This is a genomic window from Micromonospora sp. AB353, from assembly GCF_049538395.1.
In the GTDB taxonomy this organism is placed as follows: Bacteria; Actinomycetota; Actinomycetes; order Mycobacteriales; family Micromonosporaceae; genus Micromonospora; species Micromonospora aurantiaca.
In genome coordinates this window covers 115,064-141,642 of record NZ_JBMVFV010000003.1, presented here as the reverse complement: position 1 = coordinate 141,642, position 26,579 = coordinate 115,064, and the positions used below count along the sequence as shown (strand labels likewise).

Genomic DNA, 26,579 nt, shown 5'->3' with positions numbered 1-26,579 from the left:
GCGGGCGAGTACAAATGCCAGTCGAGCCGCTCAGCGCCGACGGAGGAGTTTCTCGTGGCCAACACCCGACTGCCGAGTGCCGGATTCTCCATCACCATCCGGATCGCGGTACCCGCCGACGCCTCCTCCATCGGTCGCCTCACCACCGCCGCCGGCGAGGCCGGGGCCATCGTCACCGCGCTGGACGTGGTCGACTCCGACCCCGCGCACGTGATCGTCGACCTCACCTGCGACACCGCCGACGCCGGCCACGCCGACCAGGTCGTCGACGCGCTCACCGCGCTCGACGGGGTGGACGTCCGCAAGGTCTCCGACCGCACGTTCCTGCTCCACCTCGGCGGCAAGATCGAGGTCACCCCGAAGGTCGCGCTGCGCACCCGTGACGAGCTGTCCCGCGCGTACACCCCGGGGGTGGCCCGGGTCTGCATGGCGATCGCGGAGAACCCGGCCGACGCCCGCCGGCTCACCATCAAGCGCAACACCGTCGCCGTGGTCAGCGACGGCACCGCGGTGCTCGGCCTGGGCAACCTCGGGCCGGCCGCGTCGCTGCCGGTGATGGAGGGCAAGGCGGCCCTGTTCAAGCGCTTCGGCGGGGTGGACGCCTGGCCGGTGGTGCTGGACACCCAGGACACCGACGAGATCGTGGCGATCGTCAAGGCGATCGCGCCCGCGTACGGCGGCATCAACCTGGAGGACATCGCCGCGCCGCGCTGCTTCGAGATCGAGGCCCGGCTGCGCGAGGCCCTGGACATCCCGGTCTTCCACGACGACCAGCACGGCACCGCGATCTGCGTGCTGGCCGCGCTGACGAACGCGCTGCGCGTCGTGGGCAAGCAGCTCGCGGACGTCCGGGTCGTGGTCTCCGGCGCCGGCGCGGCCGGCACCGCGATCATGAAGCTGCTGCTGCGCCAGGGCGTGGGCGACATCATCGCGTACGACCGCCAGGGCGCCCTGCACCGCGGGCTGCCGGACCTCAACCCGGCCTGGCAGTGGCTGGCCGAGAACACCAACAAGGAGAACTACTCCGGTGACCTGGCCGGGGCGGTACGCGGCGCGGACGTGTTCATCGGCGTGAGCGCGCCGAACCTGCTCACCGGCGAGGACGTCGCCCAGATGGCGAAGGACTCGATCGTCTTCGCGCTCGCCAACCCCGACCCGGAGGTGGACCCGCGCGAGGCGCGCAAGTACGCCGCCGTGGTCGCCACCGGCCGCTCGGACCAGCCGAACCAGATCAACAACGTGCTCGCCTTCCCCGGCGTGTTCCGCGGCATGCTCGACGCGCACGCCGAGGAGTTCACCGAGGAGATGGCGCTCGCCGCCGCCCGGGCCATCGCGGACGTGGTCGGCGAGGACAAGATCAACCCGACGGTGATCGTGCCGAGCGTCTTCGACTCCCGGGTCGCCCCGGCGGTGGCCGCCGCGGTACGGGCCGCCGCCCAGAACCCGGCCGCGACGCCGGCTCCGGCGGCCGACCCGGGCCCGGCCGACCTGCCCGAGATCGCCGCCAACGCCAGCGCCACCCCCTGAGCCAGGCACGCCCCTGCCTCTCGCGGCGCCTTCGCACAGGCCAGCGCCTCTCACACCCGCAACCCGGCACAGTCAGGCGTCCCCCGGCGCGTCCACACGAGATCTTGGAAGGAAACGGCCCTCAGAGGGGCCCAAATCTTCCAAGATCCCAGCAGGCTTCAGCCGAGGCGGACAAGTCAGACAGAACACCCCATCGTCGCACGTTGATCGACTCCGCTTCCCCGAAGTAGCGGCATCAGCACCCTTGATCAACACCACTTCGGCGAGGTGGTGGCATCAGAGGCCCCGCGACAGCACCACTTCGCCGAACTGGTGTTGATCATGCCGGGCAGCCGGGCCGCAGCCACCACTCAGCCCCTCGTTGACCAAGGAGTTCGCGGCACCGGGATTCCGCCACAAACTCCTTGATCAACTGGCAGAGGCAACGCGGGCGGGCTACGGGTGCAGGGCTGCGGGGGTCAGGGTGCCTGTGGCCACCAGGACCGCGGGGCCGGAGAGCCAGCACGAGTCGGCTGTCACGGTGACCGTCAGACGCCCGCCTGGCACGTCGACTGCCATCGTGCCGGTGTCCAGGCCGGCGTCGCGCAACGCCACCGCCGCCACCGCGCACGCGCCGGTGCCGCAGGACAGCGTCTCGGCCGAGCCGCGCTCGTACACCCGCATCAGTACGTGCCCGTCGGTGCCGTCGACCGGCTCACCGGGCGTGGTGAACTCGACGTTCACCCCGGACGGGAACGTCGAGGCGTCGACCTCGGGCGCGCGGGTGAGGTCGAGCGCCGTCAGTTCCAGCGCGGCGGGCAGCGCGCACACCAGGTGCGGGTTGCCGACGTCCACGGCGGTGCCGGGCAGCGTCAGCCCGCCGAGCGTGGCGGTCGCCGTGTCGTAGAACCGGGGACGGCGCATCTCGACCGCCACGTCGGCACCCTCGACCCGGGCCCGCACCAGGCCGGCGCGGGTCGCGATCGGCAGCGTCCCGCCCGACGGGGCTGCGAGCGAACGGTCCAGCAGGTAGCGGACGAACACGCGGGCCCCGTTGCCGCACATCTCGGCGAACGAGCCGTCGGAGTTCCAGTAGTCCATGAACCACTCGGCCTCGCCCGCGAGCGCGACGCCCTCGGGGTGCTTGGCGGCGCGTACGACACGCAGCACGCCGTCGCCGCCCAGCCCGCGCCGCCTGTCGCAGAGCGCCGCGACCAGGCCGGGTGTCAGGTCGAGGGTGCCGTCCGGGTCGGGCAGGATGACGAAGTCGTTGCCGGTGCCGTGACCCTTTGTGAACTCCACGCCCCCATCATGGCCGATGCTCGGCGACCACCCGCAGGGCAGTGTCGAGAAACGCGGGCGACGCCGCGTCCAGCCAGTGGACGCGCGGGTCACGCCGGAACCAGGAGCGCTGCCGCCGGACGAACCGGCGGGTCGCGCGGATCGTCTCCTCGTGCGCCTGCGCCTCGGTCAGCTCCCCGGCCAGGAACCGCAGCACCTGCTGGTAGCCGAGCGCCCGGCTCGCCGTCCGCCCCTCGGGCAGCCCTTCGCCGACCAGCGCCCGCACCTCGTCGACCAGGCCGTCGGCCCACATCCGGTCCACCCGCAGCGCGATCCGCTCGTCGAGGCGCGCGGTGTCCAGGTCGACGCCGAGCTGCACGGACGGGTAGTACGGCGTCGGCGACGGCAGCGACGCGGTGAACGGCGCGCCGGTCAGCTCGATCACCTCCAGCGCCCGCACGATCCGCCGGCCGTTCGTAGGCAGGATGCTCGCCGCCGCGCCCGGGTCGGCCGCGCTCAGCCGCGCGTGCAGCGGCAGGGGGCCCACCGCCGCGAGTTCCGCCTCCAGCCGCTCCCGCAGCGCCGGGTCGGTGCCGGGGAACTCGAACCGTTCCAGCACCGCCCGCACGTACAGCCCGGAGCCGCCGACCAGCAGCGGCACCCGTCCCCGGGCCAGGATGTCGTCGACCGCCGCGCGGGCCAGCGTCTGGTATTCGGCGACGCTGGCGGGCTCGGTCACCGGCCAGATGTCCAGCAGGTGATGCGGCACGCCCTCGCGCTCGGCCGGGGTCAGCTTCGCGGTGCCGACGTCCATGCCCCGGTAGAGCTGCATCGAGTCGGCGTTCACCACCTCGCCGCCGAGCGCGTGCGCCAGCGCGATGCTCAGCGCCGACTTCCCGGCCGCTGTCGGCCCGACCACGGCGACGACGCTCACGCCCGCTCCCAGTTCGCCACGAAGTAGGAAACGCCGTAGGGCGCGCCCTGGTAGCTGACGTCGCCGCGCCAGTCGCCGCCCGCCGCCCGGGCCGCGCCGGCCAGCACCTGCCACGGCGCCCGCCCGGCGACCCGCAGCTCCGCCGACAGCACCGGGTCCAGGCCGAGCAGGGCGTCGGCGTCCGCGCCGGCCAGGGCCAGGGCGACCCCCTCGTCGTACGCCTCGGCGCGCGGGTCGTCGTACCCCGGCGCCTTGACGCCCCGGCAGGCGGACCCGTCACCGAGCACGAGCAGCGCGACCCGCGGATCGTCGTCGAGGATCAGGCTCGCGCCGAACGCCGCGCACTCCGCCGGTGTGGCGTCGTGGGCCACCGACCGGGCCAGGCGGGGCAGCTCGGTGCCGGAGCGGTTCAGCAGCCACGCGCCGATGGTCAGGCTCAGCGGCAGGACCTCGCCGCCGGAGCAGGAGATCTTCCACAGCCGCACCGGCCGGTTCAGCCCGAAGCCGCGCAGGGTGCCGGAGTCGGCGGCGTTGAACCGGACCGTCTCCGGTCCGCCGCCGACGAGCAGGATCGCCTCCGGCTCGGCGGCGAGCAGCCGCGCGACGGCGGCGTCGGTGGCAGCGCGCAGGTCGTCCAGCTCGGGCGCGGCGGCGCCGGCCAGCTCGGGCACGATCAGCGGCGGGTGGGGGCAGACGGCGGCGGCGACCAGTGGCACGCCCCCAAACCTATCGCCGATCCCCCGGTGCGTCCCCGCGCCGATCCGGTCATCGAGGGCGTACAACACCGTATGGTCACGGTCGGCGACAGGCGCTCGACACGGACGGGGGCGGACCTGTGACAATGCCGGGAGAAAGTTTGCTGCGCCGTGGCGGCGAACGAGGGGGCTGTCCCCTCGGCGCCGGGAGAACGAGGATGGGCACATGAGCGACTGGACTGCCTTCGGACGGGTCGACGAGGACGGCACCGTCTACGTCAAGACCGCCGAAGGCGAGCGGGTGGTCGGATCCTGGCAGGCAGGGGCACCGGAGGAAGGGCTCGCCCACTTCGCCCGGCGCTACGCCGACCTGGTGACCGAGGTCGATCTGACCGAGGCCCGGCTCAACTCGGGCGCGGCTGACGCCGGCCACTCCCTGACCACGATCCGCCGGATCCGTGGGTCGCTGGCCGAGGCGCACGTCGTCGGTGACATCGACGCCCTCGCCGCCCGCCTGGACAAGCTGGCCACCGTCGCCGAGGAGAAGGCCGGCGAGGCCAAGGCGGCCCGCGAGGCCGCCCGGGGCGAGGCGCTGGCGCGCAAGACCGCCCTGGTCGAGGAGGCCGAGAAGCTGGCCGCCGAGTCGACCGGCTGGAAGACCGCCGGTGACCGGCTCAAGGAGATCCTCGACGAGTGGAAGACCATCCGCGGCGTCGACAAGAAGACCGACGGTGAGCTGTGGAAGCGGTTCGCCGCCGCGCGGGACGGCTTCACCCGCCGCCGGGGCGCCCACTTCGCCTCCCTCGACCAGCAGCGCAAGCAGGCGCAGACGGTCAAGGAGGAGCTGGTCGCCGAGGCGGAGAAGCTCAAGGACTCCAGCGACTGGGGTGTCACCGCCGGTCAGCTCAAGGATCTGATGGCCCAGTGGAAGGCCGCGCCGCGCGCCGCCAAGGAGGCCGAGCAGAAGCTCTGGGAACGGTTCCGCGCCGCGCAGGACGAGTTCTTCACCCGCCGCAGCGAGGTCTTCTCCGCCCGGGACAACGAGCAGCGCGCCAACCTCGAGCGCAAGCAGGCGCTGCTGGCCGAGGCCGAGGCGCTGGACGTCGACGGCGACCCGAAGGGCGCGCAGGCGAAGCTGCGGGAGATCCAGGCGCAGTGGCACGAGGCCGGCCGGGTGCCGCGCGAGGCCGCCGCCGGGCTGGAGCGCCGGCTGCGGGCCGTGGACGACAAGGTCCGCGAGGTGATGGACTCGGCGTGGCGACGCACCACCAAGGAGGACAACCCGCTGCTGGCGCAGATGCGTGCCCAGGTCGCCGAGGCCGAGGACCGGCTGGCCCGGGCCCAGGCCGCCGGTGACACCCGCCGGATCAAGGAGGCCGAGCAGGCGCTCGCCTCGAAGCGGCAGTTCCTCCAGCTCGCCGAGCAGGCCGGCTGACGCGAGCACCCCGGCCGGGCAGGCCGGCGGACGGACACATCGGGTGAGCCCCCGGCCGGGTCGGCCGGGGGCTCACCCGCGTCCGGGGGCGGGTTGACGCATCGAGGTGGGCTGATCAGAATGAGCGGCGGAGCCAGGTTCAGGCACCGGCACGAGGGCACCGACGGCTGATCTCGCCGTCGACGGTCGCCGGTGCGACATCTCGCGGGTGGCCGTCCACACGACACGGCCCGGCGCGCGCTGCGCGCGTACTCGATGACGAGCGGGACGTGCCTCCTGGTCCTGCCGCCCGCGGCGCCTGCGCGGCGCGGGCATCCGAAGTGGAGCTTCCATGCACCGACGCACCGCCCTCGGCGGCGCCCTGACGGCGCTCGCCACCGCGGCAGCAGGCGTTCTCGTCGCCGCCGCCGTCTCCACCGCACCGGCCGCCGCGGCGGCCGGTGGCACCGGCACCGGTTACCTGCACACCAGCGGCAGCAAGATCGTCGACAGTACGGGCGCGACGGTCCGGCTGACCGGCATCAACTGGTTCGGGATGGAGACCGACAACAAGACGTTCCACGGCCTGTGGTCGAGCAACCCGTGGCGCTCCCAGCTCGACACCATGGCCCGGCTGGGCTACAACACGCTGCGCATCCCGTACTCGAACGACGCCCTCAAGGCGGGCGCGACCGCCACCGGCATCAACGACTTCGTCAACCCGGACCTGATCGGGCTCTCCCCGCTGCAGATCCTCGACAAGGTCATCGACTACGCGGGCAGCAAGGGGATGCGGGTCATCCTGGACCGGCACCGGCCGACGTCGGCCGGGCAGTCGCCGCTCTGGTACACCTCGACTGTCTCCGAGACGACCTGGATCAACGACTGGAAGATGCTGGCCCAGCGGTACGCCGGCAACACCACGGTGATCGGCGCGGACCTGCACAACGAGCCGCACGCCGAGGGCACCAACCCGGCCGCCACCGGTGCCTGCTGGGGCTGCGGCGACACCGCCCGGGACTGGCGGCTGGCCGCCGAGCGGGCCGGCAACGCGATCCTCGGCGTGCAGCCCAACTGGCTGATCTTCGTGGAGGGGGTGAGCTGCCCGAGCGGCGGCCTGTCGAACGTCTGGGACAACGACCCCAGCAACGACGAGGACTGCGGCTGGTGGGGCGGCAACCTGTCCAAGGCCGGGCAGTTCCCGGTGCGGCTGAACGTGGCGAACCGGCTGGTCTACTCGCCGCACGAGTACGCCACCTCGGTCTACCGCCAGGCCTGGTTCGACGACCCGTCATACCCGGCGAACATGCCGGCCATCTGGGACAAGTACTGGGGTTACCTCTACAAGCAGAACATCGCGCCGATCATGATGGGCGAGTTCGGCACCACGCTCCAGGACCCCAAGGACAAGATCTGGCTGCAGAACCTGATGGCGTACACCGGCACCGGCGTGAACGGCATGTCGTTCACGTACTGGTCGTGGAACCCGAACTCCGGTGACACGGGCGGCATCGCCAACGACGACTGGACCACGATCAACCAGGCGAAGCAGGACATCCTCGCGCCGTACCTGATCCCGCCGACCGGTGGCGGCGGCACCACCAGCCCGTCCCCGACCGGCACGCCGAACACGTCGCCGGCGCCGACCACCCCGCCGCCTCCGGTGACCGGCGGCTGCACCGCCACGTACAAGCAGATCAACTCCTGGTCGGGTGGCTTCCAGGGTGAGCTGACCGTCAAGAACACCGGCACCGCCGCGGTGAACCCGTGGTCGGCCACCTGGACGTGGCCGTCCGGGGTGACGCTGGCCAGCGGCTGGAACGCCACTGTCACGCAGTCCGGGACCACTGTGACGGCGGCCGCGCCGGCCTGGGCGTCGTCGCTGGCGCCGGGCGCGTCGGTCACCGTCGGCTTCACCGCCAACGGCACCGCCGCGACCCCCGCCACGGTCAAGCTCAACGGCACCGCCTGCTGACGAAGGAAGGGCCCCTTATTAACGCCTGCGGTAGAGGAAGGGCCCCCTTTTAACACCAAGTGTTAAAAGGGGGCCCTTCCTTACATCGGGTCAGTGGGCGGCGCAGCCGCCTACCGGGGCGGGCGGGACGGCCGGTGCGCCGATCGTCGGCAGGCCGAGCAGCACCCCTGGGGTACGCGGAACCTGTCCCGCCTCGGCCGCGTCCCCGGCCCGGGTGCGCCGGTGCGCCAGCGGCGCACCGTCGGCGTTGAGGTGGTGCGGGGCGGCGTACGTGACGACCGTGTGCACGATGTCGCCGGGGCGGATCCGCCCGGCCAGATCACCGGTGGCGAAGTGCACGAGCCGGCCGTCGCGGGCCCGGCCGGACATCCGGCCGGTGCGCTCGTCCTTGCGGCCCTCGCCGACCGCCACCAGCACCTCGACGGTCTCGCCGACGAGCTTCTTGTTCTCCGCCCAGGTGATCTCCTCGACGCAGGCGATCAGCCGCTCGTAGCGCTCCTGCACGACCTGCTTGGGCAGCTGCCCGTCCATCGTGGCGGCCGGGGTGCCGGGGCGCTTGGAGTACTGGAACGTGAACGCCGAGGAGAACCGCGCCTCCCGCACCACGTCGAGCGTGCGGGCGAAGTCGGCCTCGGTCTCGCCCGGGAAGCCGACGATGATGTCGGTGGTGATCGCCGCGTCCGGCATGGCCGCCCGGACCTTCTCGATGATCCCCAGGTAACGCTCCGACCGGTACGAGCGGCGCATCGCGCGCAGCACGTCGTCCGAGCCGGACTGCAACGGCATGTGCAGCGAGTGGCAGACGTTGGGCGTCTCGGCCATCGCGGCGATCACGTCGTCGGTGAAGTCCTTCGGGTGCGGGCTGGTGAACCGCACCCGCTCCAGCCCGTCGATGTCGCCGCAGGCCCGCAGCAGCTTGCCGAACGCGTACCGGTCGCCGAACTCGACGCCGTACGAGTTGACGTTCTGCCCGAGCAGCGTCACCTCCAGCACGCCGGAGTCGGCCAGCGCGCGGACCTCGGAGAGGATGTCGCCGGGGCGGCGGTCCTTCTCCTTGCCGCGCAGGGAGGGCACGATGCAGAACGTGCACGTGTTGTTGCAGCCGACGGAGATCGAGACCCACCCGGCGTACGTCGACTCGCGCCGGGTCGGCAGCGTGGAGGGGAAGACCTCCAGCGACTCCAGGATCTCGACCTCGGCCGCGGCGTTGTGCCGCGCCCGGTCCAGCAGCGCCGGGAGCGAGCCGATGTTGTGCGTACCGAAGACGACGTCCACCCAGGGCGCCTTGCGGACGATGTCGCCGCGGTCCTTCTGGGCCAGGCAGCCGCCGACAGCGATCTGCATCCCGGGATGCTTCGCCTTCACGGGGCGCAGATGACCCAGGTTGCCGTAGAGCCGGTTGTCGGCGTTCTCCCGGACCGCGCAGGTGTTGAACACCACCACGTCGGGCTGCTCGTCGGCCTCCGCGGCACGCACGTACCCGGCGTCCTCGAGGAGGCCGGAGATGCGCTCGGAGTCGTGCACGTTCATCTGGCAGCCGTACGTACGCACCTGGTAGGTGCGCGGGCTGCCCGCGGCTGCGGTAGTCATGACCCGGACAGCGTATCCGGGTGGAGCCGATCGGATCGAACGAGGAGGAGCCGTGTGCCGGAGCATCAAGACCCTGCGTGAGCCGTACGTCCCGGTGGTGACCGAGGAGGACATCCGCGCCGCCGCGTTGCAGTACGTCCGGAAGATCTCCGGATTCCGTACCCCTGCGGCGCACAACGCGGCCGCGTTCGACGCCGCGGTGGACGCCGTGGCCGCCGCCACGGCGACGCTGCTCGACCAGCTCGTGGTGCGGGGGCAGCAGCCGGCGACCCGGGGCTGAGCCCGGGGCCGCCACCGCTCGCCGCCGGTGGGGGCACGGCGGCGAGCACCGCTCACGGGCGCGCGCCGGCGCCCGCGCTCAGGCGGCGGCGAGCGCCGGGGCGACCGTGTCCGGCGCCCAGCGGGAGCGGTGGCACTGCGACCAGCCCCGGCAGCGCGCGTCGGCGACGGTGCAGAGCCGGTGGTGGCTGAGCACCTCGCCGTCGTCGGTGTCGGCCACGTCGAAGTGCACCGGCCGGATGGTGCCGTCCGGCGCGACCAGCAGGTGCCGGCCGGCGTCGAGCGTGTCGTCACGCATCAGGCAGTTGCGGCCCAGCAGCCGGGCCAGCGCCGCGATCGCGGGCAGCTCGGTCAGGCTCTCGGGTACGCCGTAACAGTCGACCACGGTGCCGTACAGCCCGGGCGCCTCCCACACGTCGCAGACCACCGCGTACGCGGGGAGCCGCATCGGGTCGGCGACGGCCATGGGCATCACCACCCGGCCGAGCGCCTCGGCCAGTGCCGGGTAGACCTCCACCGGCTCGCCGCCGTCGATTCTCCAGTTCCACAGCTCGGTCATGCCGCCTCCTCGCTGCGCTCGTTCCACCGGCCTCCGGATCGGGCCTTCATGACGATGGTGGGGTGCATTTGACCTCAGCCGGGCGCAAGTTACCGGTCTGTGACCATTCCGGGCAAAATTCCCTCGGGCGACGTTGCCCAGAGTAGCTGGAAGATGACAGTTTATCGGGTACGGTGCCCCGGCGGCGGCTGGCCGCGCCGTGGATCCGGCGGCTCAGCGCACCCGGATCAGGTGCTCCGACGCGGACAGCAGCTCACCGATCACCGTGCCCCCCGGCACCTCACCGGCCACCAGCAGGCCGCCAGAGGTCTGCGCGTCGGCGAGCAGCAGCCGCTCCCCCTCGTCCGCGCCGCCGAAGTCGGTCCACGGGGTGACCCACTCCAGGTTGCGCCGGGTGCCGCCGCTGACGTACCCGTCACGCAGCGCCTCCCGCGCACCGGGCAGATACGGCACCGCAGCCGCGTCGATCGCCACCGTCAGGCAGCTCGCGCGGGCCAGCTTCGAGGCGTGCCCGAGCAGGCCGAAGCCGGTCACGTCGGTGCCGCAGCGGATGCCCGCGGCGACCGCCGCGCGGGCCGCGTCCCGGTTGAGCCGGGCCATCGACTCGACCGCCTCCGGGAACCGCTGCCCGGTCTGCTTGTGCCGGGTGTTGAGCACGCCCACGCCGAGCGGCTTGGTCAGCGACAGCGGCAGACCGGCCCGCCCCGCGTCGAGCGTGATCAGCTCCTCCGGCCGGACCACGCCGGTGACGGCCAGGCCGTACTTCGGGCCGTCGTCGTCCACGCTGTGCCCGCCGGCCAGGTGGCAGTTCGCCTCCCGGGCCACGTCCAGACCGCCGCGCAGCACCTCGCGGGCCATCTCCGGCGGCAGCACGCCGCGCGGCCAGCAGAGCAGGTTGAGCGCGACGAGCGGGGTGCCGCCCATCGCGTACACGTCGGAGAGCGCGTTGGCGGCGGCGATGCGCCCCCAGTCGTAGGCGTCGTCGACCACCGGGGTGAAGAAGTCGGCGGTGCTGACCAGGCCCGTACGCTCGTCCAGCCGGACCACCGCGGCGTCGTCGCCGTTCTCCAGGCCGACCAGCAGGTCGGCCGAGCCGCCGGTGGCGCCGAGCCCCGCGACCATCGCCTCCAGCTCGCCCGGTGGGATCTTGCAGGCGCAGCCGCCGCCGCGGGCGTAGTCGGTCAGCCGGATCGCGTCGGTCATCGCCTCATGATCTCCTGCCTGCGGCGACGGCGCCACTCGGCCCACCCGGTGGGTGACGAAATTCGGACGGGCCGGTACGCCGGTGACCGGTGTTACCGCTCCGTGACCATCTGAGTTGCGTTCTGCCACATCACCCCGCCTACAGTTGCCCAACCGGGGGTCGACCGACCCCCGAATTCCGCCATGGACGACAGGGACGGTGGACGACGTGACGACGGGCGACCCGCTGATCGTGCTCGACGGGGTCAACAAGTGGTTCGGGCCGCTGCACGTGCTCGACGACGTGTCCCTCTCCGTCGGCCGGGGCGAGGTGGTCGTCGTGATCGGCCCGTCCGGCTCCGGCAAGTCGACGCTGTGCCGCACCATCAACCGGCTGGAGCCGATCGACAAGGGCACCATCACGTTCGACGGGCAGCCGCTGCCGGCCGAGGGCAAGCCCCTGGCCAAGCTGCGCAGCGAGGTCGGCATGGTGTTCCAGTCGTTCAACCTCTTCGCGCACAAGACCATCCTGGAGAACGTGACGCTGGGGCCGGTCAAGGTCCGCAAGGAGAAGCCGGCCGCCGCCCGCGAGCGCGGCCTGGCCCTGCTGGACCGCGTCGGCATCGCCAACCAGGCGGACAAGTACCCGGCGCAGCTCTCCGGCGGTCAGCAGCAGCGGGCGGCGATCGCCCGGGCGCTGGCCATGCAGCCCAAGGCGATGCTGTTCGACGAGCCGACGAGCGCGCTGGACCCGGAGATGGTCGGCGAGGTGCTGGACGTGATGACGTCGCTGGCGAGCGAGGGCATGACCATGGTCGTGGTGACCCACGAGATGGGCTTCGCCCGGCACGCCGCCAACCGGGTGGTCTTCATGGCCGACGGGCAGCTGGTCGAGGACGCGCCGCCGGCCGAGTTCTTCGCGAACCCGCGCAGCGAGCGGGCCAAGGACTTCCTCTCCAAGATCCTCACGCACTGAGCGTCCGTAGTTGGAGTCGTCCCGGCGGCTCCGTCGAAGAAGGAGATTGAGTATGCGTTACAAGCGCGTGGCCGCGGTCGCCGCGGCGGCGACTCTGGCGCTCGGCCTGTCCGCCTGCGGTGGCGACAGCGACGACGAGGGCACCGGTGCCGGCAGCAAGAACTTCGCGGCCGGCAGCACGATGGAGCGGCTGAACAAGGCCCAGAAGATCAAGGTCGGCACCAAGTTCGACCAGCCGGGCTTCGGCCAGAAGGGCCTGTCGGGCAAGCCCGAGGGCTTCGACGTCGAGGTCGCGAAGCTGATCGTGAAGGAACTCGGCATCCCCGAGGACAAGATCGAGTACGTCGAGACGCCGTCGAAGGTCCGCGAGGACGTCATCGTGAACGGCACCGTCGACCTGGTCGCGGCCACCTACACGATCAACGACAAGCGCAAGGAGCGCATCGCCTTCGCCGGTCCGTACTACGAGGCCGGCCAGAACATCATGGTCCGCAAGGACGAGGCCGCCATCACCGGCCCGGACGCGTTCAAGGACGGCACCAAGAAGGTCTGCTCGGTCACCGGCTCCACCCCGGCCGAGGAGATCAAGAAGTACGTCAAGGACGTCGCCACCCAGCTGGTGCTCTTCGACACCTACGACAAGTGCCGCGACGCCCTGAAGGGCAAGCAGGTCGACGCCGTCACCACCGACAACGTCATCCTGCTCGGCTACATCGCCAAGGATGAGGCGTCCTTCAAGATGGCCGGCGACAACTTCACCAAGGAGCCGTACGGCATCGGTGTCAAGAAGGAGGACACCGACTTCCGTAACTTCATCAACGACACCCTGGACAAGGCCTTCCAGGACGGCAGCTGGAAGAAGGCGTGGGACGACACCGCCGGCAAGTTCGGCGCCACCCTGGGCGACCCGCCCGCCGTCAACCGCTACTGATCCGCTGGATCCGGAGGGTGGGGAGGAAACCGACCCGTGAGTGTGCTCATCGACAAGTTCGACGTCTTCGCGGGCGGGTTCTGGCTCACCCTCCAGATCTGCTTTCTCGCCGCGATCGGCGCCCTGATCCTGGGCGCCGTCGTGGCGGTGCTGAGGATCTCGCCGGTGCCACCGCTGCGCGCGGTCGGCACCACGTACGTGAACATCTTCCGTAACCTGCCGCTGACCGTCGTGCTGTTCTTCGCCGCCTTCGGCCTGCCGGCGCTGGGCTCCAACGCCGACTTCCTGCGCATCCCGGGCCTGGAGTCGATCTTCAGCCGACTCGGCACCGACCTGCCCTACTTCCGGTTCGGCCTGATCGCGCTGGTCCTCTACACCGCCGCGTTCGTCTGCGAGGCCCTGCGCTCCGGCGTGAACGCGGTACCGGCGGGGCAGGCCGAGGCGGCGCGCTCGCTGGGCCTCACCTTCGGCCAGAACCTGCGGCACGTCGTGCTCCCGCAGTCCTGGAAGGCCTCGGTGGTGCCGCTCGGCTCGGTCATCATCGCGATGATCAAGAACTCCGCGCTCGTCGGCTTCTTCGGCGTGGTCGGTGACCTCTCGCAGACCGCGGACCAGCTCACCTCCGCCGGCGGCTACCCCTTCATCCCGGTGGCGATCGGCATCTCCGTCGGATACCTGATCATGACGGTCCCGCTCGGCGCCCTGCTGGACCGGATCGAGAAGCGACAGGCGGTGGCCCGATGAGCCAGCAGACCAGCGTCCTCTACGACGTTCCCGGGCCGCGCCAGCGACGCGTCACGCTCATCAGCAGCCTGATCGCCGTCGTGGTGGTGCTGGCCGGCGCCTACCTGTTCATCTACCGGCCGCTGGCCGACAAGGGCCAGTTCTCGATGGAGCTGTGGGGGCCGCTGGTCGACCCCTCGAACGAGAACTTCCCGCTCGTCTGGGACCGGATCGGGTACGGCCTCAAGAACACCCTGATCGCCGCCGCGCTGGCCATCGTCTCGTCGCTCGTCGTCGGCACGCTGCTCGCCGTCCTGCGGGTCCAGCTCAAGAGCCTGACCCGGCGGCGCTTCACCGGGGCTGCCGCACCGGTGGCGTATCTGCTGCGCGGGCTGAGCTGGGTGCTGGCCGCCGTGACCCGGGTCTGCGTCGAGGTCTTCCGCGGCCTGCCGGTCGTCATCACCATCTTCTTCGTGGCGCGCGGCTTCCCCGAGTTCGGCGCCTCGTTCGACAACCTCTGGTACCTCGTCATCGGCCTGACCATCTACAACTCCGTGGTCATCGCCGAGATCCTGCGCTCGGGCATGGAGGGCCTGCCCGGCGGGCAGGCCGAGGCCGCCTCGGCGATCGGGCTCTCCCCGTTCCAGACCACCGGGCTGATCCTGCTGCCGCAGGCCTTCCGGATCATGCTGCCGGCGCTGATCAGCCAGCTCGTGGTGGTACTCAAGGACACCTCGCTGGGCTTCATCATCAGCTACGAGGAGACGCTCAACATCGGCAAGCAGATCATCGGCGTCCTGGGCAACCCGATCCAGGTGTACGTGGTGATCGCCGTGCTGTTCATCGCCATCAACTACTCGCTGTCGAAGCTGGCCCAGTACGTCCAGCGCCGGCTCTCCCAGGGCCGTAAGAGCGCCGGCACCCAGGCACCGGCCACGCCGCCGGCGGCGCTCACCTCGCAGGCCGAGGGTGCCGGCGGCGTCTGACCGGCACACGAAAAGGGCTGGCCGGTACGAACCGGCCAGCCCTTTCGTATTGCGGTCTAGCGGGCGATCTCGGTGACCCGGGACTCGCGCACCACGGTCACCCGGATCTGACCCGGGTAGGTCAGCTCCTCCTCGATCTGCTTGGCCACGTCCCGGGCCAGCACCGCCGCGCCGATGTCGTCCACGTCGTCCGGCTTGACCATCACCCGGATCTCCCGGCCCGCCTGCATGGCGAAGACCTTCTCCACGCCCAGCTTGCCGGCCGCGATCTCCTCGATCCGCTCCAGCCGCTTGACGTACGCCTCGAGGCTCTCCCGCCGCGCGCCCGGCCGCCCGCCCGAGCAGGCGTCCGACGCCTGGGTCAGCACCGCCTCGATGGTCTGCGGCGGCACCTCGTTGTGGTGCGCCTCGATGGCGTGCACCACGTCCTCGCTCTCGCCGTACTTGCGGGCCACGTCCGCGCCGATGATCGCGTGGCTGCCCTCGACCTCGTGGGTGAGCGCCTTGCCGATGTCGTGCAGGAACGCGCACCGCTTGATCGTCGGCACGTCCAGCCGCAGCTCCGCGGCCATGACGCCGGCGATGTGCGCGGTCTCCACCAGGTGCTTGAGCACGTTCTGCCCGTACGACGTCCGGTAGCGCAACCGGCCCAGCAGGGTGACCAGCTCCGGGTGGATCTCGGTGATGCCGACCTCGACCAGCGCGTCCTCGGCGGCCCGGAGGCACAGCTCCTCGACCTCCTGCCGGGCCAGGTCGTAGACCTCCTCGATCCGGTGCGGGTGGATCCGGCCGTCCAGGACCAGCTTCTCCAGCGTGACCCGGCCGACCTCGCGGCGTACCGGGTCGAAGCAGGACAGCAGCACCGCCTCGGGCGTGTCGTCGATGATCAGGTTGACGCCGGTCACCGACTCGAAGGCGCGGATGTTGCGCCCCTCGCGGCCGATGATGCGCCCCTTCATCTCGTCGCCGGGCAGGTGCAGCACGCTGACCACGCTCTCCGCGGTCTGCTCGCTGGCGACCCGCTGGATGGCGTCCACGACGATGTTGCGGGCGCGCTGCTCGGCGCTGCCCCGCGCGTCCGCCTCGATCTCCCGGACCAGCAGCGCGGCCTCCCGCTTCGCCTGCCCCTCGATCGACTCGACAAGCTCGGCGCGGGCCGCGTCGGCGGTCAGGCCGGCCACCCGCTCCAGCTCCCGGCGGCGCTGCTCCTCCACCTCGGTCAGCGTCCGCTCGCGTTCGGTCAGGGCGGCCTCCCGGGCGGCGAGCGCCGCGGTGGCGGCGGTGAGCTGCCGTTCCCGCTCGGCCAGCCGCTCCACCTCCTCGGTGTGCAGCCGCTCCCGCTCGTCCATCCGGGCGGCGCGGCGTTCCACCTCGGCCGCCTGTTCCCGGGTGGTCGCGGCCAGCACCGCCACCTCCCGCTCGCCGCTGCGCCGTGCGGTGGCGCGCAACTGCTCGGCGTCCGCCTCGGCCTGCTTGTGTGCCCGCTCCAGCACCGTGTCGGCCTCGGCGCGGGCGTCGTCGAGCACCCGCCGCGCCTCGGCCCGGGCCGCCTTCGCCTCCGCCTTGGCGGCGGCAGCCTCGGCGCGCGCCGCCGCGGCCGCGGACTTCGCCACGTCGATGGTGCTGTTCACCTCGTCGGCGGCCGTCCGCAACGCCGCGAGGGACTGTTCCTGCCGGTCCTTCTCCGCGATGAAGGCCGGATCCTCCGGCGCGGGTGCCAGGCTGAGCCGCTTGAGGGTACGCACGCCGAACAGCACGGCGCCGACCACCACCACGACCAGCAGCAGCACGACCAGGAGGAGGACGACGTCGAAGGCGCTCATCGAGCCGCTCCGCCGGCCCGGCCGGCGTCGCCGGCTCGTCGATACCCGGTGGCCGGGCTGTCGCCCGCCGATGCGGGGTCGGGGCCGTGTGGCAGACCGCCGGTGAACCTGTGCCGCCCTGCCATGGCCGCCTCCCCCTGAACGTCGGCGCCGCAGGACACGCGCGAAGGACACGCGCCTGCGGCTCTGGACGCCCGACCGGAGCGGCTGGCTGTGGGCAGCTTTCCGTCGGCGGTGTCCCGCGTGGGGCACCGCTGGCGGCCGGTTGCAGTTGTCGGAGGCTCCGAAAGGTTCCGGAGCTTCCGTCAAGGGCCGGTGTAGCTGGCCAAAGTGATGCTGTTCTGTTACGAGATCTATGTTGTGCGCTTAGCCTGCGCTGGTCGGGCAAAGTGAGCCTGTATGGCGAGGCTAGGTCGCGAGGGGCCGTTCGGTCAAGGAGTCATGATCAAACCACCCGGACGGAGAGAAGTTACGGCGTCACTCACTGGTGATCAGATGCCGGACAGGCCAGGACAAACCCCGCCCTCCGTCGCCACTTCCCGGCACTCCCGACCTGCTCAGGCGCCCTCCCCCATCGACGCCGCCCGCCACTCGCCCCCACGATCAAGGAGTTGGCGTCACTCCACTGCCCCCTCCGGTGACACAAACCCCTTGATCACCGCGCCGGACCACCCGGACCGTCGCAGGCACATGAGGGCACCCCGACCCAACTCCACCCGGACGATCATGAGGTTGACGGGCGTGATCATGAAGTCGGCCTGGACAAAACGGACGGGAAGTGCCGTCAACTTCATGATCGACCGGGCTGGACCGGGCTGGACCGGGCTGGACCGGGCTGGACCGGGCTGGACCGGGCTGGACCGGGCTGGACCGGGCTGGACCGGGCCTGGGCGGAGGGCCGGGCGGGGAGGGTCAGCGGGCGGCGGTGGTGCGGGCTGTGGTTACCAGGGTGGCGTTGTCGGGGGTCTGAGTGCCGTCGGGCAGCAGCAGCGTGTCCTCCAGGCCGATCCGGGTGTGCAGACCCCGCCGGACCGCCTCCGCGTACACCGGCCAGGTGGCCGGGCCCTCCCCGTGCAGCAGCACCGGCGGGCGCCCGTCGGGCAGGGCGGCGAGGATCGACGCCGCGTCGGCGAGAGCCGTCTCGACCTGCTCGGCCATGCACTCGACGAGGATCCGCCCGGTGGGCGTGGACCAGCGGCGCCAGGCGTCGACAGCCGCCGGCGTCCACAGGCCGGCCTCGACCAGCACGCCGCGCTCGTGCAGGGCGGCGGCCACCTCGGCGGCCCCGGGTTCGTGGGCGTTGACCGAGGCGAAGTCGGGCAGCACCGTCCAGGCGCGGACGGCGGCGACCCGCGCGGCCGGGTCGGGGACGATCCAGGCGCCGGTGCTCACGCCGACCGGCAGGCCGGGACGGGCGTCGCGGATGGCGGTGACCGCAGCGGCGATCACCGCCGGGTCGAGCGACTCGGCTCCGGCGTCGTCGCGCGGGTGCACGTGCACCGCCGCCACCCCGGCGGCCGCGCAACGCACCGCGTCGGCGGCCAGTTCGGCCGCTGTGAGCGGGACGGCGGGGTGCTCGTCCCGCCGCCGGGTGCCGTTGAGACACGCCTTCAGCACGGTGTGCGCCTCCCCTCGGGACGGCGGCCGCGACACCGGCCGCCGGCGGTCAGTCGAGCCGGCGGGAGTCGAGGTCGTGCTCGGCGTCGGCCATCGCGTCGGCGTCGATGTGCTCGGCGAACTCGGCCGCCTCGGCGCTCTGCGCGGCGAGCGCGTCCTTCACCGCCCGGATCGCCACCCCGGCCGGGTAGCCCTTGCGCGCCAACATGCCGACCAGGCGCCGGAACACCGCGTCCGGCTCGCCCCTGGCGGTGCGCAGCTTGCGGTCCACCAGGGCACGAGCGGTCTGCGCCTCGGTCTCCTCGTCCAGCCCGTCCAGCGCCGCGCCGGCCACCTCGCCGTCGACGCCGCGCTGGCGCAGCTCGTTGGCGAGCGCCCGGCGGGCCAGCCCGCGGCCGTTGTGCCGGCTGCTCACCCAGGCGCGGGCGAAGGCGGCGTCGTCGACGATGCCGACCTCGTCGTACCGGTCGAGGACCTGCTCGGCGACCTCCTCGGAGATGCCACGCCGGGCCAGCGCGCCGGCCAGCTCGGCCCGGGTGCGCGGGCGCACCGCGAGCTGCCGCAGGCAGATCTCCCGGGCCACCTCGGCCTCGTCGCGCGGCGGAGCCGGAGCCTCCCCTGCATCGGGCTCCGCCGCGCGATCACGGCGCCCCCGGCGAGGCCGGGGCGTACCTGTGGCGTCGCCCGTACGGGGTGGGCCGGCATCCCAGCCCCGGCCCGTACGGGCGCGTCGTCCTGCCACGGGTCAGCGGATCAGAAGTCGACCGGCGGCAGTTCCGGGCCACCGGCGGCGTCGCCCGCACCACCGGTGCCGACGCCGAGCTTCTCCAGGATCTTCTTCTCGATCTCGGCCGCCACGTCCGGGTTCTCGCGGAGGAACTCGCGGGCCTTCTCCTTGCCCTGGCCGAGCTGGTCACCGTCGTAGGTGTACCAGGCGCCGGACTTGCGGATGATCGCCTGCTCCACGCCGACGTCGATCAGCGAGCCCTCGCGGGAGATGCCCTTGCCGTACATGATGTCGAACTCGGCCTGCTTGAACGGCGCCGCGACCTTGTTCTTCACGACCTTGACCCGGGTGCGGTTACCGACCACGTCGGTGCCGTCCTTGAGGCTCTCGATGCGGCGCACGTCGAGCCGGACCGAGGCGTAGAACTTCAGCGCCCGGCCACCGGTGGTGGTCTCCGGGCTGCCGAACATCACGCCGATCTTCTCGCGGAGCTGGTTGATGAAGATCGCGGTGGTGCCGGTGTTGTTGAGCACGCCGGTGATCTTCCGCAGCGCCTGGCTCATCAGCCGGGCCTGGAGGCCGACGTGACTGTCGCCCATCTCGCCCTCGATCTCGGCGCGCGGCACCAGGGCCGCCACCGAGTCGATCACGATGATGTCGATCGCGCCGGAGCGGACCAGCATGTCCGCGATCTCCAGCGCCTGCTCGCCGGTGTCCGGCTGGGAGACCAGCAGGGCGTCGGTGTCGACGCCGAGGGCCCGCGCGTACTCCGGGTCGAGCGCGTGCTCCGCGTCGATGAACGCGGCGATGCCGCCGGCCCGCTGGGCGTTCGCCACCGCGTGCAGCGCGACGGTGGTCTTACCGCTGGACTCCGGACCGTAGATCTCGACCACCCGGCCGCGGGGCAGACCGCCCACGCCGAGCGCCACGTCGAGCGCGATGGAGCCGGTCGGGATGACAGCCGTCTGCACGACGGGCCGCTCCCCCAGCCGCATCACCGAACCCTTGCCGAACTGCTTGTCGATCTGAGCGAGAGCAAGGTCGAGCGCCTTCTCCCGGTCAGGCCCTGCTGCCATCGTTGCCACCCCTGCCTTCGCCGGCGTCTTTCCTGAGCTTCGCGTCACGCGGGACACGCTAGGCGCTGGGTCCGACAGAAAACCAGCCGACGGGCCGTGAGCTGTGGACGAGCACCCCGCTGTGGACAATAGCCGAACAGGTGTACGACTGGGCAAGCGACACGCGGGATCGACGAAAAGGCTGCTCAGCGTAGCCGGGCGGGCACCCGGTCCGGGTAGGCGGCGACCACGGCGCGCCAGACCACGTGCGTCTCCTCACCGGCGGCGAGGGCCTGCTCGATGGTCCGCCCGCCGAGCTGGGACAGCACCTGGTCGCTGGCGATGCTGGCCGCGTAGCCGGGCCCGAACGCCTCCTCCAGCCGCGTCCAGAAGTCGGTCAGCCGCACGTGTTCAGTCCTCCTCGTCGAGTGGTGCCGTGCCGGGACGGCGCAGTGCCAGCGCCACCAGCGGCACCACGGCGATCGCCGACAGCAGGGTGAGCGTCGGGTACCCCGCGGCCCGCATGACGAACCCGCTCGCCGCCGCCGCGCCCGCCCCGGCCAGCCCCATGAGCAGGTCGGACAGGCCCTGCACGCCGGGCCGGTCGGCGGTGGGCACCGACTCCGACAGCAACGTCGAGCCTGCCACCATCGTGCCCGACCAGCCCAGCCCGAGCAGCGCCAGCCCCACCGACAGCAGCGGTGTGCTGTGCCCCGAGGTGCCGGAGACCGCGCACGCGGCGAGCAGCAGCGCCACCCCACCGAGGATCACCGGCCGCCGGCCGAACCGGTCGGTGAGCCACCCCACCACCGGCGACAGCGCGTACATGCCGGCGATGTGCAGACTCAGCACCAGGCCGACCACTGGTAGCACGTCCGCGTCGGAGTGCCACTCGCCGAGGTGCACCGGGGTCATCGACATCACCGCGACCATCACCAGGTGCCCCACCGCGACAGCGGCGATGCCGAGGCGGGCGGCCGGCCGCCCGCGTACCGTGCGCCACGCGGCGGCCATGCCACCGCGGCGGGCGACAGCCGGTGCGGCGCCCGGCACCGGCTCGGCCGCCGTCAGCCGGCGCGCGGTGAGCAGCGGGTCCGGCCGGAGCAGGACCAGGAGTACGACGGCGGTGAGCGTGAACGCGACGGCGCTGAAGGCGAACGGGCCGGCCAGCGCCGGCAGGCCCCAGCCCCGGGTGGTCTCGTCGGCGAGCGCGGCGAAGTTCGGCGCGGCCACCGCGCCGATGGTGGTGGCCCAGACCACCAGCGAGAGCTGCCGTCCCCGGCGCTGCGGCTCGGCCAGGTCCACCGCCGTGTAGCGGGCCTGGAGGTTGGCCGCCGTGCCGCCGCCGAACAGCAGCATGCCGACGAAGAGCAACGGCACCAGGCGCGTCACGGTGGCGACCACCACCAGCACGCCGCCGACCGCGCCGACCGCGTACGCGAGGACCAGCCCCGGCCGCCGGCCCCGCGCGGTCATCAGCCGGGTGACCGGGATGGCGAGCAGCGCGGCCCCGACCACCCCGGCGCTCTGCGCCAGCCCGGCCAGGGCCGTGCCGGCGACCCGGGCGGCGAGCAGCGCGCCGACCGAGATGCCGATGGTGACGCCGATGCCGCCGATGATCTGGGTGAGGAAGAGCAGCCGGACGGTACGCCGCTGGATGCCGGCGACGTCGGGCCGGGGCGGGGCCGGCGCGGTCAGGTCGGTGGACATGCGGCGCTCCTGGTGGGGACGGGTGCCCCATCCTCCCGCACCGGCCCGTCCGGCCGGCACCCGGTTTCGCTACAGGCCGAGGCCCCGGCCGATGATCTCCTTCATGATCTCGGTGGTGCCGCCGTAGATGGTCTGCACCCGGCTGTCCAGCCACGCCTTCGCCACCGGGTACTCCGCCATGAAGCCGTAGCCGCCGTGCAACTGGACGCACCGGTCGGCGACCTTGGTCTGCAACTCGGTGGTCCACCACTTGGCCTTCGCCGCGTCGGTCACCGAGAGGCGGCCCGCGTTGAACTCGGCGACGCAGTGGTTGACGAACGTGCGCGCGATGGTGACCTCGGTGTCCAGCTCGGCCAGCAGGAACCGGTTGTGCTGGAACCGGCCGATCGGCCGCCCGAACGCCTCGCGGGAGCGGGCGTACTCGATGGTCAGCGCGAGCAGCTTCTCGCAGGCCGCCACCGCCGCGACGGCGATGCTCAGCCGCTCCCGGGGCAGGTTGGCCATCAGGTGGTAGAAGCCGTGGTTCTCGGTGCCGATCAGGTTCTCCGCCGGCACCCGGCAGTCGTCGAAGAACAACTCGGCGGTGTCGTTGGCCTTCAGGCCGACCTTCGCCAGGCGGCGGCCCCGGCTGAAGCCCGGCGTGCCGCTCTCCACCACGACCAGGCTCACCCCGTGCGCGCCCTGGTCCGGTGCGGTCTTGGCCACCACGACCACCAGGTCGGCCATCTCACCGTTGGTGATGAACGTCTTCTGCCCGTTGAGGACCAGGCTGTCGCCGTCGCGGACCGCAGTGGTGCGGATGCCGGCCAGGTCGCTGCCCGCGCCCGGCTCGCTCATCGCGATGGCGGTGACCAGGTCGCCGGAGCAGAAGCCCGGCAGCCACCGCTTGCGCTGGTCGCCGGTGGTCAGCTCGGTCAGGTACGGCGCGACCACGTCGTTGTGCAGCCCGAACCCCAGACCGGTGCACCCGGCAGCGACGATCTCCTCGTCCAGCACCGCGTTGAACCGGAAGTCGCGCTGCCCGCCGCCGCCGTACTCGGGATCCACGTCCGGGCCGAGCAGCCCGGCCGCGCCGGCCGCCCGCCAGACCTCCCGGTCGACGATCCCGTCGGCCTCCCAGCGCTCGTGGTGCGGCACCGCCTCCCGGGTCAGGAACCGGCGGCACAGGTCACGGAACTCGTCGTGGACGGGCTCGTAGAGATGCTGCTCCATGCCGGCAAGTCTGGCACCGCTCACCCGCCCTGGACAGGGGTGAGCGCCGCTCGCAGCCGCCGCTCCCGGCGGCCGGTACGAACGGCCTCGGCCAGGATCGCGACCAGGATGATCCCGAACCCGGCGGCGGCGAACTCCCACCCGGCGCGGATCGCGAGCACGATCAGCGGGCCGAGCAGCACCACGCCGCCGACCGCTCCGAACAGCGCTCCCCGGCGTACCGCGGCGAGGTTGTCCGCCACCGCCGCGCGCCCCGCCTCGTCGGCGGGCGGCTCGCCCCGGCGCAGCGCGGTCTCGGTGACCGCCCAGGCGGCGACCCGCTCCGCCTCGACGCGACGCGGCTTTCCGAACCGCCCCAGCAGGAAGACGAAGAGGAGTCCCCAGATCACCGCGTTGAGGCCGGACTCGAGCACCACAGCGGGCAGAGAGCCGTCCCGGTCCAACCAGAGCCGGACCGGCACCGAGGCGATTCCGAAGATCAGTGTGTGCACCACGTAGGGGCCCGGAGCACCCAACCGGAGCAGTGACCCTCGGGGATTCGCCATGCCGGGGGCCGTACCCGCGCGCACCGCCCCGCAATCCCCTGTGGATGGTGGCGGGCCGGCGGGAGGCACGCCAGGATGGCCGGATGAGCACACTCACGGGGAAACAGGTGGCCGAGGCCGGGCTGGACGGGTGGACGTACCTGCTGGGGGCGTTGCAGACGCGCATCCGTACCCCCGATTTCGCGGCCGGACTGGCGCTGGTGGCCGCGGTCGGCGCGGAGGCCGAGCGGGTCGATCATCATCCGGATCTGGACCTGCGCTACACCCACGTGGACGTGCGGCTGTGGTCGCACGACGCGGGTGGCGTGACAGGGCGTGACCTGCGGCTGGCCCGGACGATCGCGGCGCTGGCCGCGGACGCCGGGCTGACCCTGTCGGCGGCCGGGCTGGCCCGCCTGGAACTCGCGCTGGACACCCCCGAGCACGCCGTGGTGCTGCCGTTCTGGCGGGCGGTCCTGGCCTGGCAGGCGCCGGACGGCCGCGGCCCGGACGACGACGAGGTACGCGACCCGGACGGCGTGCTGCCGACCGTCTGGTTCCAGCGCTCCGGCCGGGACGAGCCACGGCAGCGGTGGCATCCGGACGTGTGGGTCGACCCGGCCGAGGTGGAGGCGCGCATCGCCGCCGCGCTGGCGGCCGGTGGGACGCTCGTCAGTGACGCGGAGGCGCCGAGCTTCTGGGTGCTCGCCGACCCGGACGGCAACCGCGTGTGCCTGTGCACCTGGCAGCAGCGCGCCTGACTCAGCGCAGCGCCTTGGCGGCCACCTTCAGGTCGGCGACCAGGCCCTCGTACGCGACGTCCTGGTTGTCGGCACGCAGCACCGCCGACGGGTGGATGGTGGCGAGCAGCCGGGCCGCCGGGGCGTCGGCCATGGCGCCCGTCCGGTCGACCGGCACCCGTTCGAAGTCCTCCGGGTGCTGGGCGGCGGCGGGCCAGGGCAGCAGCTCGCCGCGCTGCTTCGTCACCCGGAAGCTCGGGCCGAGCAGCGCCTTGGCGGCGGTGGCGCCGAGCACCACCACGATCTCCGGGCGCAGCCGGGCGAACTCGGCGACCAGCCACGGCCGGCAGGCGGTGACGTGCACGCGGTCCGGGGTCTGGTGGATGCGCCGCTTACCGCGCAGCTCGAAGCGGAAGTGCTTCACGGCGTTCGTCAGGTAGATCTGGGCGGGGTCGAGTGCCGCGTCGTCGACGGCCTTGCGCAACAGCCGCCCGGCCGGCCCGACGAACGGCAGCCCCTTCTGATCCTCGATGTCGCCCGGCTGCTCGCCGACGAAGACCACGCGCGCGTGCTCGTCGCCGCGGCCGAAGACGGTCTGGGTGGCGTCCCGGTACAGCTCACAGCCCCGGCAGTCGCCCGCTGCGGCGCGCAGCTCGTCGATGGTGTCCGCCGACGGCGGGATGAACTCCTGTGCGCCGGGTGCGCTCTCGGTCTCGGCCATGCCGATCGTTCTACCCCGTCGGGCGGCGCGCACGCGAGCGGCCCGCCGCGCTGTCCGGAGGTGTTAAGAAGGGGCCCTTCCTATACCGAATGCGTTAAGAGGGGGCCCTTCCTTCCACCGGTGAGGGCGTCGGCGAGCGCGGGGACGTCGGCCTCGTCCAGCGCGCTCACCGAGACGCGCACGGCGGGGGCGGCAGCGATCCGGTACAGGCCGCCGGGGGCGAGCGACCACCCGGCGTCGCGCAGTGTCGTGATCGCCACCGTCTCGTCGGGCACCGGCACCCAGACGTTGATCCCGGTACGCCCGTGCGCCGCCACCCCGCGCGCGGCGAGCGCGGCCACCAGCCCGTCGCGCCGCCTGTCGTAGCTGTCCGCCGCGCGCCGGACCAGCTCGGCGGTGGCCGGGTCGCGCCAGAGCGACACGACCAGGCGTTGCAGCACCGTGGAGACCCAGCCGGCGCCGACCCGGGCCCGCCCGGCCACCCGGGCCACTGTGGCCTCGTCGCCGGTCAGCACCGCGAGCCGCAGGTCGGGCCCGTAGGGCTTGCTCACCGACCGGACGAAGGCCCACGCCGCTGTCGCCCCGGCGAGCGGATGCACTGGTACGCGGGCCAGCTCGGCGGCGTGGTCGTCCTCGATCAGCAGCAGGTCGGCCCGGCCGGCGAGCAGCGTCCGCAGCGCGGCGGCCCGGTCGGCGGAGACGGCCGCGCCGGTCGGGTTCTGCGCCCGGCTGGTCACCACGAGCGCCCGGACCCCGGCGGTGAGCGCCGCCCGGACCCCGCCGACGGTGGGGCCCTCGTCGTCCACCGGCACCCCGACGGTACGCAGCCCGAGCGCGGCGATCAGGTCGAGCAGGTTGGCCCAGCCCGGATCCTCCACCGCCACCGCGTCGCCGGGGCGCAGGTGGGCGGCGAGCAACCGTTCGATGCCGTCGAGCGCACCGCCGGTGACGGTGAGCGCGCCGGTCGGCACGCCGTCGGCGGCGAGCCGGTCGCGGGCCAGGGCGGCCAGGTCGGGCAGCACGGCGTCGGTCGCGTAGCCGCCGGGAGGTCCGATCTCGGCGGCGAGCGCGGCCAGGTGCGGGCCGAGCGGGGGCAGCAGCCGGGGGTCGGGCTGGCCGGCGGAGAGGTCGCGGCCGCCGGGCAGCGGCGGGGGCAGCAGCGCGGCACGGCGACCGGCGACCGGCGGGCGGGGGCGGACCCGGGTGCCGTGCCGGCCGGCGGTCGCGACCAGGCCGCGTTGCCGCAGTTCCTGGTACGCCTTCGCGACGGTGGCCGGGCTGACGTCCAGCTCGGCGGCGAGCGCGCGGACGGCGGGCAGGGCGTCGCCGGGGGCGAGATCGCCGGTGCGGATGCCGGATTCGACGCTTGCCGAAATCGCGGCGGAGGTCGAGCCGGTGACCTGATATTGTGCTGCCACA

The 26,579-nt window shown here is 72.6% G+C and carries 24 protein-coding genes and 1 pseudogene; 9 read left to right on the top strand and 16 right to left on the bottom strand.

The window, feature by feature from the left end; all coding sequences use genetic code 11:
• Window positions 1-54 precede the first annotated feature (54 nt).
• Window positions 55-1,527, top strand: a complete 1,473-nt coding sequence (locus ACPCK6_RS02645) for an NAD-dependent malic enzyme (RefSeq protein ID WP_262013573.1) — start codon at window positions 55-57, stop codon at window positions 1,525-1,527.
• Between the two features lie 435 nt (window positions 1,528-1,962).
• On the opposite strand, the gene dapF is transcribed toward ACPCK6_RS02645, so the two are convergent.
• Genes dapF through ACPCK6_RS02630 form a run of 3 tightly spaced genes read right to left on the bottom strand, consistent with a single transcriptional unit; the run spans window position 1,963 to window position 4,437 of the window.
• On the bottom strand, window positions 1,963-2,808 hold the full coding sequence (gene dapF, locus ACPCK6_RS02640) for a diaminopimelate epimerase (RefSeq protein ID WP_396883569.1): 846 nt from the start codon (window positions 2,806-2,808) through the stop codon (window positions 1,963-1,965).
• Window positions 2,809-2,815: 7 nt separating this feature from the next.
• Window positions 2,816-3,835 carry a tRNA (adenosine(37)-N6)-dimethylallyltransferase MiaA gene (gene miaA, locus ACPCK6_RS02635; protein ID WP_423480227.1) on the bottom strand — a complete coding sequence of 340 codons (1,020 nt, stop codon included), beginning with the start codon at window positions 3,833-3,835 and terminating at the stop codon, window positions 2,816-2,818.
• A complete protein-coding gene (locus ACPCK6_RS02630; protein WP_423480226.1) occupies window positions 3,718-4,437 on the bottom strand; it encodes a class III extradiol ring-cleavage dioxygenase family protein in 720 nt (239 codons plus the stop codon). Before ACPCK6_RS02630 ends, miaA begins: the two co-directional genes overlap by 118 nt.
• Window positions 4,438-4,642: 205 nt before the next feature.
• Between ACPCK6_RS02630 and ACPCK6_RS02625 the strand changes: the two genes are divergently transcribed.
• Window positions 4,643-5,851 carry a DUF349 domain-containing protein gene (locus ACPCK6_RS02625; RefSeq protein WP_318333024.1) on the top strand — a complete coding sequence of 403 codons (1,209 nt, stop codon included), beginning with the start codon at window positions 4,643-4,645 and terminating at the stop codon, window positions 5,849-5,851.
• 331 nt (window positions 5,852-6,182) lie between these two features.
• The gene (locus ACPCK6_RS02620) at window positions 6,183-7,805 is read left to right on the top strand and encodes a cellulase family glycosylhydrolase (RefSeq protein WP_396883572.1); all 1,623 of its coding nucleotides are present in this window, start codon (window positions 6,183-6,185) and stop codon (window positions 7,803-7,805) included.
• A gap of 90 nt (window positions 7,806-7,895) precedes the next feature.
• Here ACPCK6_RS02620 and miaB read toward each other — a convergent pair whose 3' ends face one another.
• Complete coding sequence (gene miaB, locus ACPCK6_RS02615; RefSeq protein ID WP_396883573.1) at window positions 7,896-9,395, bottom strand: tRNA (N6-isopentenyl adenosine(37)-C2)-methylthiotransferase MiaB; 1,500 nt, start codon at window positions 9,393-9,395, stop codon at window positions 7,896-7,898.
• A 52-nt stretch (window positions 9,396-9,447) separates the two neighbouring features.
• Here miaB and ACPCK6_RS02610 point away from each other — a divergent pair, with 52 nt between their 5' ends.
• Complete coding sequence (locus ACPCK6_RS02610) at window positions 9,448-9,675, top strand: DUF2277 family protein (RefSeq protein ID WP_396883574.1); 228 nt, start codon at window positions 9,448-9,450, stop codon at window positions 9,673-9,675.
• Window positions 9,676-9,753: 78 nt separating this feature from the next.
• On the opposite strand, the gene ACPCK6_RS02605 is transcribed toward ACPCK6_RS02610, so the two are convergent.
• Window positions 9,754-10,233, bottom strand: coding sequence for a hypothetical protein (locus ACPCK6_RS02605; RefSeq protein WP_135238912.1), 480 nt, complete (start codon window positions 10,231-10,233; stop codon window positions 9,754-9,756).
• Window positions 10,234-10,446: 213 nt separating this feature from the next.
• Entirely contained in the window at window positions 10,447-11,436 is a 990-nt protein-coding gene (gene selD / locus ACPCK6_RS02600; RefSeq protein WP_423480225.1) for a selenide, water dikinase SelD, read from the bottom strand.
• 199 nt (window positions 11,437-11,635) lie between these two features.
• Here selD and ACPCK6_RS02595 point away from each other — a divergent pair, with 199 nt between their 5' ends.
• The 4 genes from ACPCK6_RS02595 to ACPCK6_RS02580 are packed head-to-tail and all read left to right on the top strand — an operon-like array spanning window position 11,636 to window position 15,031.
• Window positions 11,636-12,391, top strand: coding sequence for an amino acid ABC transporter ATP-binding protein (locus tag ACPCK6_RS02595; RefSeq protein ID WP_030504151.1), 756 nt, complete (start codon window positions 11,636-11,638; stop codon window positions 12,389-12,391).
• Window positions 12,392-12,443: 52 nt separating this feature from the next.
• A complete protein-coding gene (locus tag ACPCK6_RS02590) occupies window positions 12,444-13,322 on the top strand; it encodes a glutamate ABC transporter substrate-binding protein (protein ID WP_423480224.1) in 879 nt (292 codons plus the stop codon).
• Between the two features lie 36 nt (window positions 13,323-13,358).
• Window positions 13,359-14,066 (top strand): amino acid ABC transporter permease, encoded by a 708-nt coding sequence (locus ACPCK6_RS02585; RefSeq protein WP_396883576.1) that lies wholly within the window; start codon window positions 13,359-13,361, stop codon window positions 14,064-14,066.
• Entirely contained in the window at window positions 14,063-15,031 is a 969-nt protein-coding gene (locus tag ACPCK6_RS02580) for an amino acid ABC transporter permease (protein WP_396883577.1), read from the top strand. The genes ACPCK6_RS02585 and ACPCK6_RS02580 overlap by 4 nt, the downstream gene beginning before the upstream one ends.
• Window positions 15,032-15,087: 56 nt before the next feature.
• On the opposite strand, the gene rny is transcribed toward ACPCK6_RS02580, so the two are convergent.
• The 8 genes and pseudogenes from rny to ACPCK6_RS02540 all read right to left on the bottom strand — a co-directional run bounded on the left by rny (window position 15,088) and on the right by ACPCK6_RS02540 (window position 23,720).
• Entirely contained in the window at window positions 15,088-16,854 is a 1,767-nt protein-coding gene (gene rny, locus ACPCK6_RS02575) for a ribonuclease Y (protein WP_282313438.1), read from the bottom strand.
• 912 nt (window positions 16,855-17,766) lie between these two features.
• Window positions 17,767-18,471 (bottom strand): 3-keto-5-aminohexanoate cleavage protein, encoded by a 705-nt coding sequence (locus ACPCK6_RS02570; protein WP_423480223.1) that lies wholly within the window; start codon window positions 18,469-18,471, stop codon window positions 17,767-17,769.
• 49 nt (window positions 18,472-18,520) lie between these two features.
• Complete coding sequence (locus tag ACPCK6_RS02565; RefSeq protein WP_423480222.1) at window positions 18,521-19,213, bottom strand: regulatory protein RecX; 693 nt, start codon at window positions 19,211-19,213, stop codon at window positions 18,521-18,523.
• 11 nt (window positions 19,214-19,224) lie between these two features.
• Window positions 19,225-20,274 carry a recombinase RecA gene (gene recA, locus ACPCK6_RS02560; protein ID WP_013284729.1) on the bottom strand — a complete coding sequence of 350 codons (1,050 nt, stop codon included), beginning with the start codon at window positions 20,272-20,274 and terminating at the stop codon, window positions 19,225-19,227.
• A 185-nt stretch (window positions 20,275-20,459) separates the two neighbouring features.
• Window positions 20,460-20,660 carry a DUF3046 domain-containing protein gene (locus ACPCK6_RS02555; RefSeq protein WP_091190932.1) on the bottom strand — a complete coding sequence of 67 codons (201 nt, stop codon included), beginning with the start codon at window positions 20,658-20,660 and terminating at the stop codon, window positions 20,460-20,462.
• Window positions 20,651-21,963 (bottom strand): annotated as a pseudogene (locus ACPCK6_RS02550) (MFS transporter). The gene ACPCK6_RS02555 and the pseudogene ACPCK6_RS02550 overlap by 10 nt, the downstream one beginning before the upstream one ends.
• 69 nt (window positions 21,964-22,032) lie before the next feature.
• On the bottom strand, window positions 22,033-23,175 hold the full coding sequence (locus ACPCK6_RS02545; RefSeq protein ID WP_396883580.1) for an acyl-CoA dehydrogenase family protein: 1,143 nt from the start codon (window positions 23,173-23,175) through the stop codon (window positions 22,033-22,035).
• Window positions 23,176-23,195: 20 nt separating this feature from the next.
• Complete coding sequence (locus ACPCK6_RS02540; protein ID WP_423480221.1) at window positions 23,196-23,720, bottom strand: hypothetical protein; 525 nt, start codon at window positions 23,718-23,720, stop codon at window positions 23,196-23,198.
• Between the two features lie 83 nt (window positions 23,721-23,803).
• Here ACPCK6_RS02540 and ACPCK6_RS02535 point away from each other — a divergent pair, with 83 nt between their 5' ends.
• Complete coding sequence (locus tag ACPCK6_RS02535) at window positions 23,804-24,460, top strand: 4a-hydroxytetrahydrobiopterin dehydratase (RefSeq protein WP_423480220.1); 657 nt, start codon at window positions 23,804-23,806, stop codon at window positions 24,458-24,460.
• 1 nt (window position 24,461) lies between these two features.
• Here ACPCK6_RS02535 and ACPCK6_RS02530 read toward each other — a convergent pair whose 3' ends face one another.
• On the bottom strand, window positions 24,462-25,160 hold the full coding sequence (locus ACPCK6_RS02530; RefSeq protein WP_423480219.1) for a UdgX family uracil-DNA binding protein: 699 nt from the start codon (window positions 25,158-25,160) through the stop codon (window positions 24,462-24,464).
• Window positions 25,161-25,240: 80 nt separating this feature from the next.
• Window positions 25,241-26,578: an aminotransferase class I/II-fold pyridoxal phosphate-dependent enzyme gene (locus ACPCK6_RS02525; RefSeq protein ID WP_423480218.1), complete on the bottom strand. Its 1,338-nt coding sequence runs from the start codon at window positions 26,576-26,578 to the stop codon at window positions 25,241-25,243.
• Window position 26,579 lies beyond the last annotated feature (1 nt).